Genomic DNA, 14995 nt, shown 5'->3' with positions numbered 1-14995 from the left:
CGCCCGGGTGTTACTGGATACTCACCCGGGCGTTACTCGATCCTCACCATGGCGTTACTAAATCGGTGGTCTGAACACACAACCCCCATTAAAAGACCAGGATTGCTACATACTTTTGAAAATCGTGCAGAACCGGATTGCCCCGAGAGCCGCCCACGACGAACTCCGGGGAGTTGCCGCGGTGGCTCCTTAACACTCCCCAGGGCCAAGCCCGTAAACTCGCTGGCATGCTTCCAAAGTCCCGTATTCTTTCTGCTCTCCTCGTTGGCCTGGGTTTGGCGTTGGTGGTGGCGGGGTTGGCGGCGCCGTCGTTTTTGAACGGTGATGCGCGGTTCCCGCTGGACTTGGAAAAGACAACGTGGACGATGAAGGATCCGGCAGCGCAGGTGGGGGAGGAGACCACCGCGGTGACGCGGCAGTTGCACATGACGGTGCAGAACCCGGCCACGGACAAGGTGGTGGCGCTGCGTATTGGGGATACGCTGCGGCGGGAGGATAAGGGCGATGACCTGGAGAATCTGATTTCGGCGGCGACGTGGTCGTTGGAGATGGACCGCAGGACGGGGGAGTTTGTGTCGCCAGCGAAGTTGAGCACCGTGATGGTGATGCCGGAGGAGACTGTGCCGGTTGAGGGGGTGTGGCTGAAGTTCCCGTCGAATGTGCAGCAGCAGAACTATGAGGTGTTTGAGCCGACGCTGCGCAAAGCGGTTCCGGCGACCTTTACGGGTGAAGACGAGATTGGTGGACGGAAGGTCTACACCTTTACACAAGAGGTGACACCGGTGAATGTGGCCACGTTGTACGCGAATATGACAAACACGATCATGGCGCCGCCGGAGCAGGGTGGGGGCCAGGCGTTCTTACACCATGAAGCATCGCGGACGTTTACGGTGGACCAGGTCACGGGCTTGGTAGTGGGTATGACGGAGAAGGTGTCTGATTATTACGCTGACCGCGAAGGGAACCGGGTGCAGGATGTCGTGTCCTATGACGCGGCGATGGATGAGGCGCAGCAGGTGGGGTTGGCGGAGCAGCTGACTGGAGTGACGCAGGCGATCTCCCAAACCGTGACGTGGGTGGTCATTGGTCTTGGTTCGGCGCTGGTTCTTCTGGGATTGGTGGGGGCGTTCCGGCCGGGTGGTGGCCGCCCAGGGGGCGACCACCAGAAGCTAGGCCTGGAACTCGACCAGAAACTGGATGTGTAACACGCCGAGGGGTTGCGGCGCTTTCGGGATTGGGTGGTAAGGTTCCACGCGAAAGTGACGGCGTAGTAGCGGGCCGATAAATCGGTCCAGCTGAGCGCTTTACAAACAGCTGTTGGGGGTATAAGCTGTCTCCTTGCGCTGGAAGCCGTCACCGGTGCCCAAAAGTAAACCTTGGTAAAGCGATTGAGAAATCGATTTGACAAGGTGGTTTTGTGCTTTTTAGGGGACGGGGCTTCCACTATGAAAGAAATGCTATTTATCCAGCGGGAATGCTTACATATAGCGCCGTATGTAAGACCCGCGTGAGGTGCTGGAAGGACCCATCTTGGCAGTCTCCCGCCAGACCAAATCGGTGGCCACTATTCCCGGAGCTCCGGAGCGTTACTCGTTCGCTAAGATTGACGAGCCTATTGCTTTGCCCGGACTCCTTGATGTTCAACTTGAATCTTTCGCCTGGCTTGTCGGCACGTCGGAATGGCGTGAGCGCCAGGCTGCCGAACGCGGGGATGATGCCCGCATTACGTCGGGGCTCGAGGACATCCTCGAGGAGATCTCCCCGATCCAGGATTACTCCGGCAACATGAGCTTGTCTCTGTCTGAGCCGCGCTTCGAAGACGTGAAGTACACGATCGACGAGTGCAAGGACAAGGACATTAACTACTCCGCACCGCTGTATGTGACGGCGGAGTTCATTAACAATGACACCCAGGAGATTAAGTCTCAGACTGTCTTCATCGGTGATTTCCCGCTGATGACGGACAAGGGCACGTTCATTGTTAACGGCACGGAGCGCGTTATCGTTTCCCAGCTGGTGCGTTCCCCGGGTGTGTACTTCGATGAGACCATCGATAAGTCCACCGAGCGTCCTCTGCACGCTGTGAAGGTGATTCCTTCGCGTGGTGCGTGGTTGGAGTTTGACGTCGATAAGCGTGACACGGTGGGTGTGCGCATTGACCGTAAGCGTCGTCAGCCGGTGACCGTGCTGTTGAAGGCACTGGGCTGGACTGAGGCGCAGATCAAGGAGCGTTTCGGCTTCTCCGAGATCATGATGTCCACGCTGGAGAACGACGGTGTGGCTAACACCGACGAGGCTCTGCTGGAGATCTACCGCAAGCAGCGTCCGGGTGAGCAGCCGACGCGTGATTTGGCGCAGGCTCTGCTGGAGAACGCGTTCTTCCAGCCGAAGCGCTATGACCTGGCGCGCGTGGGCCGCTACAAGGTCAACCGCAAGCTTGGTCTGGGCGGTGACCATGATGGTGAACTGACGCTGACGGAAGAGGACATTGCTACCACGCTTGAATACCTCGTGCGTCTGCACGCTGGTGAGCGTGAGATGACCTCCCCGGAGGGCGTGGTTATCCCGATCAACACCGATGACATTGACCACTTTGGTAACCGTCGTCTGCGTACCGTGGGTGAGCTGGTGCAGAACCAGGTGCGTGTTGGTCTGTCCCGTATGGAGCGCGTGGTCCGTGAGCGCATGACCACCCAGGATGCGGAGTCCATCACTCCGACCTCCCTGATTAACGTGCGTCCGGTGTCCGCAGCGATCCGCGAGTTCTTCGGTACTTCGCAGCTGTCCCAGTTCATGGACCAGAACAACTCTCTGTCGGGTCTGACCCACAAGCGTCGTCTGTCGGCTCTTGGCCCGGGTGGTTTGAGTCGTGAGCGCGCCGGCATTGAGGTGCGAGATGTGCACCCGTCCCACTACGGCCGTATGTGCCCGATTGAGACTCCGGAAGGCCCGAACATTGGTCTGATCGGTGCGCTGTCTTCTTACGCTCGTGTGAACCCGTTCGGTTTCATTGAGACGCCGTACCAGAAGGTCGTTGACGGCAAGGTCACGGACCAGATTGATTACCTCACCGCTGATGAGGAAGACCGTTACGCCATCGCTGAGGCAGCTACTGCCCGCGATAAGGACGGCACCATCACGGAGGAGCGCATTGAGGTCCGTCTGAAGGACGGTGACATCGGTGTTGTTGGCGCAAAGAGCGTTGATTACATTGACATTTCCCCGCGTCAGATGGTGTCTGTGGCAACGGCGATGATTCCGTTCCTCGAGCACGATGATGCTAACCGTGCCCTCATGGGTGCGAACATGCAGAAGCAGGCTGTGCCGCTGCTGCGTTCGGAGGCTGCATACGTGGCCACCGGTACGGAGATGCGTGCGGCGTATGACGCGGGCGACATCGTCATCGCTAAGAACGGCGGTGTGGTCCAGGACGTCTCCGGCGACGTGATCACCATCTACGAAGACGATGGGCATCAGGAGTCCTACCTGCTGCGCACCTTTGAGCGCACGAACCAGGGCACCTGCTACAACCAGACCCCGATCGTGTCTGCAGGCGACCGTGTTGAGGCTGGCCAGGTCATCGCTGATGGCCCGGGCACCAAGAACGGTGAGATGGCTCTGGGTACTAACCTGCTCGTGGCATTCATGCCGTGGGAAGGCCACAACTACGAGGACGCCATCATCCTGAACCAGCGTGTGGTGGAGCAGGACATCCTGACTTCCGTGCACATTGAGGAGCACGAGATTGATGCTCGTGACACCAAGCTGGGTGCAGAAGAGATCACGCGTGAAATCCCGAACGTCTCCGAGGACGTGCTGAAGGATCTGGACGAGCGTGGCATCATCCGCATCGGTGCAGATGTCCGTGACGGTGACATCCTCGTGGGTAAGGTCACCCCGAAGGGTGAGACCGAGCTGACGCCGGAAGAGCGCCTGCTGCGCGCCATCTTCGGTGAGAAGGCACGTGAGGTGCGCGATACTTCCCTGAAGGTTCCGCACGGTGAGACCGGTAAGGTCATCGCGGTTCGTCGCTTCTCCCGTGAGGACGATGATGATCTGAGCCCGGGCGTGAACGAGATGATTCGTGTCTACGTTGCTCAGAAGCGCAAGATCCAGGACGGCGATAAGATGGCCGGCCGCCACGGCAACAAGGGTGTTGTAGGCAAGATCCTGCCGCAGGAAGATATGCCGTTCATGGCTGACGGCACCCCGGTGGACATCATTTTGAACACCCACGGTGTGCCACGTCGTATGAACATCGGTCAGGTCCTTGAGGTCCACTTGGGTTGGCTGGCTAAGGCTGGTTGGACCGTGAACCCGGATGACCCGGCTAACGCGAAGCTGCTGGAGACCCTGCCGGAGCACCTCTACGACGTGCCGGCTGAGTCCCTGACCGCGACCCCGGTGTTCGACGGTGCGACGAATGATGAGATCGCTGGCCTGCTGGCTAACACCAAGCCGAACCGTGATGGTGACGTGATGGTGGATGCGGACGGCAAGACTGTGCTTTTCGACGGCCGCTCGGGCGAACCGTTCAAGTACCCGATTTCGGTCGGCTACATGTACATGCTCAAGCTGCACCACCTCGTGGACGAGAAGATTCACGCACGTTCGACTGGTCCGTACTCCATGATTACGCAGCAGCCGCTGGGCGGTAAGGCCCAGTTCGGTGGCCAGCGTTTCGGCGAGATGGAGGTGTGGGCAATGCAGGCATACGGTGCGGCCTACACCCTGCAGGAGCTTCTGACCATCAAGTCTGATGACGTGGTGGGTCGTGTGAAGGTCTACGAGGCCATCGTGAAGGGCGACAACATCCCGGATCCGGGTATTCCGGAGTCCTTCAAGGTCTTGCTCAAGGAGCTTCAGTCGCTGTGCTTGAACGTGGAGGTTCTGTCCACGGATGGCACGCCGATGGAGCTGACCGGCGACGATGACGAGTATGACCAGGCCGGATCCTCTCTGGGTATCAACCTGTCCCGTGATGAGGGGTCTGCGGCTGATACGGCGTAGGGGAGACGTCGATAAGCAATTGCTTATCGACGCAAACCTGCAAGCAAATAGAACTCATTAAAAACTACTGAAAAGGAACTTTTACGTGTTTGACGTAAACCTCTTCGATGAGCTCCGCATCGGCCTGGCCACTGCTGATGACATTCGCCGTTGGTCCCACGGCGAGGTGAAGAAGCCGGAGACCATTAACTACCGCACCCTGAAGCCGGAGAAGGATGGCCTCTTCTGTGAGCGCATCTTCGGCCCGACCCGTGACTGGGAGTGCTCCTGCGGTAAGTACAAGCGTGTCCGCTACAAGGGCATCATCTGTGAACGCTGTGGCGTTGAGGTGACCAAGTCCAAGGTGCGACGTGAGCGCATGGGCCACATTGAGCTGGCTGCTCCGGTGACGCACATCTGGTACTTCAAGGGTGTGCCGTCCCGTCTGGGCTACCTGCTGGATCTGGCTCCGAAGGATCTTGAGCGCATCATTTACTTCGCCGCCAACATCATCACCTCTGTCGACGAGGAGGCACGTCACAATGACATGTCCACCCTCGAGGCTGAGATGATCCTGGAGAAGAAGGAAATCGAGCAGGACACTGAGGCTGATATTGCTGACCGTGCCCAGAAGCTCGAGGAAGACCTCGCTGCGCTGGAGGCGGAGGGCGCTAACGCGTCTGCCCGCAAGAAGGTGCAGAACGCTGCTGATAAAGAAATGCAGCACATGCGCGAGGCTGGCGAGCGCGAGATCGAGCACCTGGACGAGATCTGGAACACCTTCATCAAGCTTGCTCCGAAGCAGATGATTATTGATGAGAACCTGTATGAGGAACTCGTTGACCGCTACGAGGATTACTTCACCGGCGGCATGGGTGCAGAGGCGATCCAGACCCTCATCCGCAACTTCGACCTGGATGCTGAGTCTGAGGAGCTGCGCACCATCATTGCTGAAGGCAAGGGCCAGAAGAAGGTCCGTGCTCTCAAGCGCCTGAAGGTTGTCGCTGCTTTCCAGCGTTCCGGCAACGACCCGGCGGGCATGATCCTGGACGCTATCCCGGTGATCCCGCCGGAGCTGCGCCCGATGGTTCAGCTTGACGGTGGCCGCTTTGCTACCTCCGACCTGAACGACCTGTACCGTCGCGTGATCAACCGCAACAACCGTTTGAAGCGCATGATCGATCTGGGTGCACCAGAGATCATCGTGAACAACGAGAAGCGCATGCTGCAGGAATCCGTTGACGCCCTGTTCGACAACGGCCGCCGCGGTCGCCCGGTCACTGGTCCGGGTAACCGTCCGCTGAAGTCCCTGTCTGACCTGCTGAAGGGTAAGCAGGGTCGCTTCCGCCAGAACCTGCTGGGTAAGCGCGTGGACTACTCCGGTCGTTCCGTGATTATCGTTGGTCCGCAGCTGAAGATGCACGAGTGTGGTCTGCCGAAGCTGATGGCTCTCGAGCTGTTCAAGCCGTTCGTGATGAAGCGCCTGGTGGACAATGACTACGCGCAGAACATCAAGTCTGCGAAGCGCATGGTGGAGCGTCAGCGCCCCGAGGTGTGGGACGTCCTCGAAGAGGCGATTGCTGAGCACCCGGTGCTGCTGAACCGTGCACCGACGCTGCACCGCCTGGGTATTCAGGCCTTCGAGCCGGTGCTGGTTGAGGGTAAGGCTATCCAGCTGCACCCGCTGGCATGTGAGGCGTTCAACGCTGACTTCGATGGTGACCAGATGGCTGTTCACCTGCCGCTGTCCGCTGAAGCCCAGGCAGAGGCCCGCATCCTCATGCTGTCCTCCAACAACATCCTGTCCCCGGCATCCGGTAAGCCACTGGCTATGCCGCGCCTGGACATGGTGACCGGCCTGTACTTCCTCACCATGGAGAAGGGCGAACACGAGATCGGCGGCGAGGGCGCTTACGCTCCTGCTGATGAGAACGGTCCGGCACGCGGCACCTACACCGACCACCGTGAGGCCATCATGGCCTACGACCGTGGCGTTCTTGGCCTGCAGGCGCCGATCAAGGTGCGCATCAGCCACCTGCGTCCGACGGTGGAGATCGAGGCTGAGCAGTTCCCCGATGGTTGGGAGAAGGGCCAGACCTGGACCGCTGAGACCACCCTGGGCCGCATCATGTTCAACGAGATGCTGCCGTTCAACTTCCCGTACCAGGAAGGCGCCATGGTGCGTAAGGGTGGCGGCGCTGGCAAGGTGCTGCTCGGCGACATCATCCAGGCGATGGTGGAGAAGTACCCGATGATCACCGTCGCTCAGACGATGGACAAGCTGAAGGACGCTGGCTTCTACTGGGCTACCCGTTCCGGCATCACCATTGCTATGTCTGACGTTCTGGTTCTTCCGAACAAGGATGAGATCCTGGAAGAGTACGAGCGCGAGGCTGCGACCATTGAGCGCAAGTTCTGGGAGAAGGGTGCTCTGACGGAGGAGAACCGTTACGACCGTCTGGTTGAGCTGTGGCAGGACGCCACCAACAAGGTGGGTCAGGCTGTGGAGGACCTCTACCCGGACGACAACCCGATCCCGATGATCGTGAAGTCCGGTGCTGCCGGTAACATGCGCCAGATCTGGACCCTGGCCGGCATGAAGGGCATGGTTGTGAACTCCCGGGGTGAGTACATCACCCGCCCGATCAAGACCTCCTTCCGCGAGGGCCTGTCCGTGATGGAGTACTTCAACAACTCCCACGGTTCCCGTAAGGGCCTGGCTGATACGGCTCTGCGTACCGCTGACTCCGGTTACCTCACCCGTCGTCTCGTCGACGTGGCACAGGATGTCATCGTCCGCGAAGACGACTGTGGCACCCACCAGGGCGTCAAGGTTCCAGTCGCCGTGGAAAGCGCTGGCAACGAAAAGAAGTACACCCGTCACGATCTCATCGAGACCTCCGTGTCCGGCCGCGTGCTGGCCTCCGATGCAACTGACGCTAACGGCAACGTCGTCGTCGCTGCAGGTGAGGATCTCTCCGAGGAGCGTATCGACGCGCTCGTGGAAGCCGGCATCACCGAGGTCAAGGTCCGCTCCGTGCTGACCTGCCAGACCCCGACCGGTGTCTGCGCGAAGTGCTACGGGAAGTCCATGGCCACCGGCAAGCTGGTGGACATCGGCGAAGCTGTGGGTATCGTCGCTGCTCAGTCCATTGGTGAGCCTGGTACCCAGCTGACCATGCGTACCTTCCACCAGGGTGGTGTCGGTGGCGACATTACCGGTGGTCTGCCACGTGTTCAGGAGCTGTTCGAGGCGCGTGTGCCGAAGAACTGCGCCCCGATTGCGTCCGTCGCCGGTGAGATCTCGCTGGAAGACGAAGGCAACTTCTGGACGTTGACCATTCACCCGGAGGACGGCTCCGACGACGTGGTCTACGAGAAGCTGTCCAAGCGCCAGGGCCTGGCCCAGGTGCGTCGCCCGATGGAGTCCAACCCGGACGCCATGATCGAGCGTTCCCTCAAGGACGGCGACAAGGTCCAGGTCGGCGACCGTCTGCTGCGCGGTGCTGCTGATCCGCATGACGTGCTGGAGATCCTTGGCCGTCGCGGTGTGGAGAAGCACCTTATCGACGAAGTGCAGGCCGTGTACCGCACCCAGGGTGTGTCCATCCACGACAAGCACATCGAGATCATCATCCGCCAGATGCTGCGTCGCGGCACGGTCATCGACGCGGGCTCTACGGAGTTCCTCCCGGGCACCCTCGTGGACCTGTCCGAGGCACGCCAGATCAACGGCCAGGCTGTAGCCGAGGGTGGCGAGCCGGCAGAGCTCCGCTCGGAGATCATGGGTATCACCAAGGCCTCCCTGGCAACCGAGTCCTGGCTGTCCGCCGCCTCCTTCCAGGAGACGACGCGTGTGCTTACCGACGCCGCTATTAACAAGCGCTCCGATAAGCTCATCGGTCTCAAGGAGAACGTGATCATCGGTAAGCTGATCCCGGCTGGTACCGGTATATCCCGCTACCGCAACATCTCCGTCAAGCCGACGGAGGCTGCACGTTCCGCCGCCTACTCGATCCCGACCTTCGGCGATTCCATCTACGGCGACGAAGGCTACGGCGAGTTCACCGGCGCATCCGTGCCGCTGGATGAGTACGGCTTTGAGCAGTACTAAGCACTAGCCGCAACTAGCGCCTAGGTAGCTAAACCCGGTCCTTTCTCCCCGCACTCAGCGGGGGTGAGGACCGGGTTTCTCGTTAGTGCAGGCGTGCTGATTAATGCAGGCGCGCTGAACGCGATGCGCGTACCACCCCGATACCACCCATGACGGCGGCACCACGGATGCGGATGGTGGGGGCGTTGGGTGGAAGATCGCTCATGAGCACCGTGCACGAAGGGTGATCTTCGATGCCGAAACCGCCCATGATGCCGATGCCTTCGCTGATCACACGCACATCCTCCGGGACGATGATTTCCATGCCACCCATCACTGCGTAAGCGTGGATCACTGTCTCCCGCGCCGACAGTTCGGCGTGGCGCAGGTCAAGGGTGTTGCCACCCATCGTGGTGAATGAGGCGTGGTGCCGTGCGACCTGCCAGCTGCCTTCGCGGGAGGATCCGCCCATGATGGAGAACGTCAGCCGGGCACCGCCGGGCGTCGGTGTGATGGCCGGTGCGGCGCTGGCTGCGGGCGCGGGGGCGTGCGTGACGTCTAGGTCCGCGGTGAGTTCCGCGAGCTCATCGGCGTACGTCAGCCGCCACAGCTTTGTGCTGCGTTCATCGAATTCAGTGACATTGAGCTGCCCATCAGCCAATGCGGCCGACAGCATGTCCGCCACATCTTGACGCGCGGCGGTGGAAACCCGCTTGCGTGGTAGGTGATCATCAGTCCGTTCAATCTCAGAATTCATGCTTTCAGCGTACCTAGCCAGGCCCGAACTGCACGGCGAAAGAACATGAAGGAATACTACTTCGGCCACAACTAACGGCAAACAGAATTTGCTACGAACGCCGAGGTTGAGAGCACCCAAGGGGCAACCGTGCATTACTGGCTTATCTCCGCTATTTCTGGTGAAGGACAGAACCGCCCGCGGATGACACGTGGTTTATGGACCTTTTCCCATTTGATGGAAAGAGCTGGACAGACACATCTATCGGTCGCGACTGCACCAACAAAATCGCGTGGAACGTGATTCTTCAGCGCGGAGGTTATCAAGGAATCACTGAAAAGCACCAGGATTTCCTACACAGGCATGACCCGAAGCGCGTCGACGTGGCTCAACTCATGCAAGAAGGTGTGACATGGGTCGATGGCCTGAAATGCCTGCCCAACGGCCCGGCTCTCTCATCTCGGGGGGCGGGCCGTTCTCGCGCATTGGGCACGGCGCATACGAAACGGCCACTTCCCGGTCGCTCTTCGTAGGGAGGGGGAAGTGGCCGTTAGAGGGTGTGCGCCTCTGGGAAGCGTGTCACCTTAGTGGTTCTGGGTTGTTCCTCTACTGGGTGAACTTCGCCAAAGTGGAGAAGAGAACAGCGAGGATTCCACCACCGATGATGGCGGACCAGAAGGTGATAGCGGTCTGCTTGCCTTCATCGGACTTGTCCATCCCGAAGATCTTGAAGATGAACGAGAGGAAGTCATCAGTCGAGGAACCCTGCTGCTCTGGGTCGGACGGCGCAGGATCGCCTCCGCCCGGGTTTTCGTTGTTGTTGTCGCCCTCACCCGGGGTCTGGTCATCACCCTCACCTGGGTTCTGGTCGTCGCCCTCGCCAGGGTTCTCGTTGTCGCCCGGTGCCGGGTCCTCGGGGTTCGGTTTTGGCTCCGGCGCCGGGGCTGCCTTGATGGTGGTTTCGTTCAGTTGGGTGGCGGTGGTCTGGCAAGTCGTTGGGACCTCGCCGACCGATGCCTTCAGCTTCACGTCGATGACGTTGCTTGCGGCGCCGACCGTGACCTTTTCACCGTCGGTGGAGCGCAGGGTGAACTCGGCTGGCTTCGCGGTGACAGTGACGTCGCGCATTGCAGTCTTCGATGCGGAGAGAACATTCGCGACGCTCAGTACACCGTTATTCAGGGTCACACCCTCAGGTGTGCCAACGAGCTCCGCGTTAGGGGAGACCTGCAGGCGGATGGTGCTGCCCTCGGCGCTCACCTTAGTTACGGCAATGAAGGCGCCGTGGGAGATCGTTGCGTCGCCAGTGGTGACCTTCACCGAAATATCAGCGCCAGCGTCGACCTCTTTGGGCATGTCAACGGTGACTTTCGCGGTTGTCTCAACGTCCTTGGTTCCTACGAGAGGTGCGGTGTAGGTGCACTTCAGTGCCAGGTCCTTGCTCGCGGCCTCAGCGGCGGCGTGGGGAATGGTTACGGTGCTTGCTGCGAAAAACAGGGATGCTGCGGTCACGCCGACGGCGGCACCGCGATTAATACGAAGGCTCTTCATGGGCCATCCTTTAAGTCTCGTACCAATTGCCAAACAGAGGATTCTGAGGCAAAAGTAAATATAACTGTGATGCGAGTCACCCGTGGAGAAATGGGGAAAATATTTTTTGGGGGGCGTCGAAAAGCAATTTGCTTATCGACGTCTCCCTTGTGTATCTTTTACTCCGATTCCACCAACGGGCGATGAGGTCGTTGGATGTGGAAAATGAACTCCCCGTTCACCTTGAATGGTTCGATGTTCATGCACGCGGAAGGGCCCCGAAAAAGAGCCCCCATTTTTGCGTGTCTGGGCATGGTTCCGTTCGGGGTGGGCGATAAGACGACAAGAAAGTGTTGGTATGCCAACTATTCAGCAGTTGGTCCGCAAGGGCCGCCACGATAAGAGCAAGAAGGTCGCTACGGCAGCCCTGAAGGGCTCCCCGCAGCGCCGCGGTGTGTGCACCCGCGTGTACACCACCACCCCGAAGAAGCCGAACTCCGCTCTGCGTAAGGTCGCGCGTGTGCGTCTGACCTCCGGCATTGAGGTTTCCGCATACATCCCGGGTGAGGGCCACAACCTGCAGGAGCACTCCATGGTGCTCGTGCGCGGTGGTCGTGTGAAGGACCTTCCGGGTGTCCGCTACAAGATCATCCGTGGTGCACTGGATACCCAGGGTGTCAAGGACCGCAAGCAGGCTCGCTCCCGTTACGGCGCGAAGAAGGGACAGTAATCAAAAATGCGTAAGCAGCAAGCACCGAAGCGTCCCGTCGTTAAGGATCCGGTTTACGGCTCCGAGCTGGTCACCCAGCTGATCAACAAGATCCTGAAGGACGGCAAGAAGTCCACCGCGCAGCGCATCGTCTACGACGCGTTGGAGATCTGCCGCGAGAAGACCGGAACCGACCCGGTTGGCACCCTGGAGAAGGCACTGGGCAACATCCGCCCGGACCTCGAGGTTCGCTCCCGCCGTGTTGGTGGCGCAACCTACCAGGTTCCGGTTGAGGTCCGCCCGGGCCGTTCCACCACCCTGGCGCTGCGCTGGATGGTTACCTTTACCCGTCAGCGTCGTGAGAACACCATGGTTGAGCGCCTTGCAAACGAGATCCTGGACGCATCCAACGGTCTCGGCGCATCCGTGAAGCGCCGCGAGGACACCCACAAGATGGCAGAGGCCAACCGCGCCTTCGCCCACTACCGCTGGTAGTTTCCCGCTTTGCTGCGTCTGGCACGACGCCTTTGCGGCGTGCTAATGCCAGATCAGCGAGGACGTGGCACAATTGACCAAGGAAAATATCCGCAAAGGCGTCTCACAGTCGCCCCGTTTAGATGGGGATGCGGCTCAAGGGCGTCGACGACAATTAAGTTGGGGTACACAACGTGGCACAAGAAGTGCTTAAGGATCTGAATAAGGTCCGCAACATCGGCATCATGGCCCACATCGATGCTGGTAAGACCACCACGACCGAGCGCATCCTGTTCTACACGGGCATCAACCGTCGTGTGGGAGAGACCCACGACGGCGGCGCAACCACTGACTGGATGGAGCAGGAGAAGGAACGCGGCATCACCATTACGTCCGCTGCTGTGACCTGCTTCTGGAACAACAACCAGATCAACATCATCGACACCCCGGGCCACGTCGACTTCACCGTTGAGGTTGAGCGCTCCCTGCGCGTTCTCGACGGCGCTGTCGCAGTGTTCGACGGTAAAGAGGGTGTGGAGCCGCAGTCCGAGCAGGTGTGGCGTCAGGCTGCTAAGTACGACGTCCCGCGTGTCTGCTTTGTCAATAAGATGGACAAGCTGGGCGCTGACTTCTACTACACCGTTCAGACCATCATCGACCGCCTCGGCGCTAAGCCGTTGGTTATGCAGCTGCCGATCGGTGCTGAGGATGACTTCGACGGTGTTGTTGACCTGATCAACATGCAGGCCATCACCTGGCGTGGCAAGACCGAGATCGGTACCGAGGGCACCATCGAGGAGATCCCGGCCGACCTTCAGGAGAAGGCTGAGGAGTACCGCGAGAAGCTGCTCGAGACCGTTGCTGAGTCCGACGAAGAGCTCATGGAGAAGTACTTCGGCGGCGAAGAGCTGACTATCGATGAGATCAAGGGCGCCATCCGCAAGATGACCGTCAACTCCGAGATTTACCCGGTCTTCTGCGGTACCGCATACCGCAACAAGGGCGTCCAGCCGCTTCTCGACGCGATTGTGGACTACCTGCCGAACCCGCTGGACATCGGTGAGGTCACCGGTACGTCCATCGATGGCGACGAGCAGCTGACCCGTAAGCCGTCCGTGGAGGATCCGTTCTCCGCACTGGCATTCAAGATTGCTGTTCACCCGTTCTTCGGCAAGCTCACCTACGTGCGCGTCTACTCCGGCCAGGCAATCCCGGGCGAGCAGATGCTCAACTCCACGAAGAACAAGAAGGAGCGCGTGGGCAAGCTCTTCCAGATGCACGCGAACAAGGAGAACCCGGTCGAGCACGCTGACGCCGGCAACATCTACGCGTTCATCGGCCTGAAGGAAACCACCACGGGTGACACCCTTTGCAGCCCGGACCACCCGATCATCCTCGAGTCCATGGACTTCCCGGATCCGGTGATCCAGGTTGCTATTGAGCCAAAGACCAAGGCTGACCAGGAGAAGCTGGGCACCGCTATTCAGAAGCTCGCCGAAGAGGACCCGACCTTCACCGTCCACCTCGACGAGGAGTCCGGCCAGACCGTCATCGGCGGCATGGGCGAGCTCCACCTCGACGTCCTCGTGGACCGCATGAAGCGCGAGTTCAAGGTTGAGGCAAACATCGGCTCCCCGCAGGTTGCTTACCGCGAGACCATCCGCAAGGCAGTCGAGCACCTCGACTACACCCACAAGAAGCAGACCGGTGGTTCCGGCCAGTTCGCGAAGGTCATCATCTCCATCGAGCCGTACAACCCGGACCCGGAGACCCTCGAGGAAGGCGAGTCCGCCATTTACACCTTCGAGAACGCCGTCACTGGTGGCCGCGTGCCGAAGGAGTACATCCCGTCCGTCGACGCTGGTATCCAGGACGCAATGCAGTACGGCTACCTCGCTGGCTACCCGCTGGTGAACATCAAGGCCACCCTGGAAGACGGCGCCTACCACGAGGTTGACTCCTCTGAGATGGCCTTCAAGCTCGCTGGTTCCCAGGCTCTGAAGGAAGCTGTGGCTAAGGCAAAGCCGGTCCTGCTCGAGCCACTCATGGCCGTCGAAGTTGTCACCCCGGAGGAGTACATGGGCACCGTCAACGGTGACATCAGCTCCCGTCGTGGCCAGGTGTACGCCATGGAAGACCGCTCCGGCGCCAAGGTTGTCAAGGCAAAGGTTCCGCTGTCCGAGATGTTCGGCTACATCGGTGACCTGCGTTCCGCAACCGCCGGCCGCGCAAACTTCACCATGGTCTTTGACTCCTACGGCGAGGTCCCGTCGTCCATCGCCCAGGAGATCATCGACGAGCGCAACGGCCGGGCCTAACGTCCAGCCGTCCCCGCTTGGCTCTTGCCAGTAAGTGTTGAGCGGGGGCTCACCCACCCAGTGGTAGTGGCCGGGCTGAGGTTGGTGCAGGTCACAGAACCCGCCCAGCTTGAGCCGGCCGTTACCACCGGGAGACCCCGTTGTGG

The 14995-nt window shown here is 60.0% G+C and carries 8 protein-coding genes; 6 read left to right on the top strand and 2 right to left on the bottom strand.

The features are described 5' to 3' along the window. Window positions 1-227 precede the first annotated feature (227 nt). From pgfA to QP968_RS07890, 3 genes are all read left to right on the top strand, one after another. Window positions 228-1205 carry a cell envelope lipid trafficking protein PgfA gene (gene pgfA, locus QP968_RS07900; RefSeq protein ID WP_284855862.1) on the top strand — a complete coding sequence of 326 codons (978 nt, stop codon included), beginning with the start codon at window positions 228-230 and terminating at the stop codon, window positions 1203-1205. 307 nt (window positions 1206-1512) lie between these two features. Continuing rightward, window positions 1513-5010 carry a DNA-directed RNA polymerase subunit beta gene (gene rpoB / locus QP968_RS07895; protein WP_284855861.1) on the top strand — a complete coding sequence of 1166 codons (3498 nt, stop codon included), beginning with the start codon at window positions 1513-1515 and terminating at the stop codon, window positions 5008-5010. An 85-nt stretch (window positions 5011-5095) separates the two neighbouring features. Beyond that, window positions 5096-9103, top strand: a complete 4008-nt coding sequence (locus QP968_RS07890) for a DNA-directed RNA polymerase subunit beta' (protein WP_284855860.1) — start codon at window positions 5096-5098, stop codon at window positions 9101-9103. A gap of 100 nt (window positions 9104-9203) precedes the next feature. Here the strand turns inward: QP968_RS07890 and QP968_RS07885 are convergent, their stop codons facing one another. Further along, entirely contained in the window at window positions 9204-9839 is a 636-nt protein-coding gene (locus QP968_RS07885) for a DUF1707 SHOCT-like domain-containing protein (RefSeq protein ID WP_284855859.1), read from the bottom strand. 585 nt (window positions 9840-10424) lie between these two features. Next, window positions 10425-11369, bottom strand: a complete 945-nt coding sequence (locus QP968_RS07880) for a hypothetical protein (RefSeq protein ID WP_284855858.1) — start codon at window positions 11367-11369, stop codon at window positions 10425-10427. Between the two features lie 337 nt (window positions 11370-11706). Between QP968_RS07880 and rpsL the strand changes: the two genes are divergently transcribed. The 3 genes from rpsL to fusA all read left to right on the top strand — a co-directional run bounded on the left by rpsL (window position 11707) and on the right by fusA (window position 14849). Continuing rightward, window positions 11707-12078, top strand: coding sequence for a 30S ribosomal protein S12 (gene rpsL / locus QP968_RS07875; RefSeq protein ID WP_076598032.1), 372 nt, complete (start codon window positions 11707-11709; stop codon window positions 12076-12078). A gap of 6 nt (window positions 12079-12084) precedes the next feature. Continuing rightward, window positions 12085-12552, top strand: a complete 468-nt coding sequence (rpsG, locus tag QP968_RS07870) for a 30S ribosomal protein S7 (RefSeq protein WP_284855857.1) — start codon at window positions 12085-12087, stop codon at window positions 12550-12552. Window positions 12553-12725: 173 nt separating this feature from the next. Next, window positions 12726-14849: an elongation factor G gene (gene fusA, locus QP968_RS07865; protein ID WP_284855856.1), complete on the top strand. Its 2124-nt coding sequence runs from the start codon at window positions 12726-12728 to the stop codon at window positions 14847-14849. Window positions 14850-14995: the final 146 nt, after the last annotated feature.

The organism is Corynebacterium sp. MSK041 (assembly GCF_030232265.1).
Taxonomy (GTDB): Bacteria; Actinomycetota; Actinomycetes; order Mycobacteriales; family Mycobacteriaceae; genus Corynebacterium.
The sequence above is the reverse complement of the archived record's forward strand: the minus strand, read 5'-3'. Positions and strand labels throughout refer to the sequence as shown.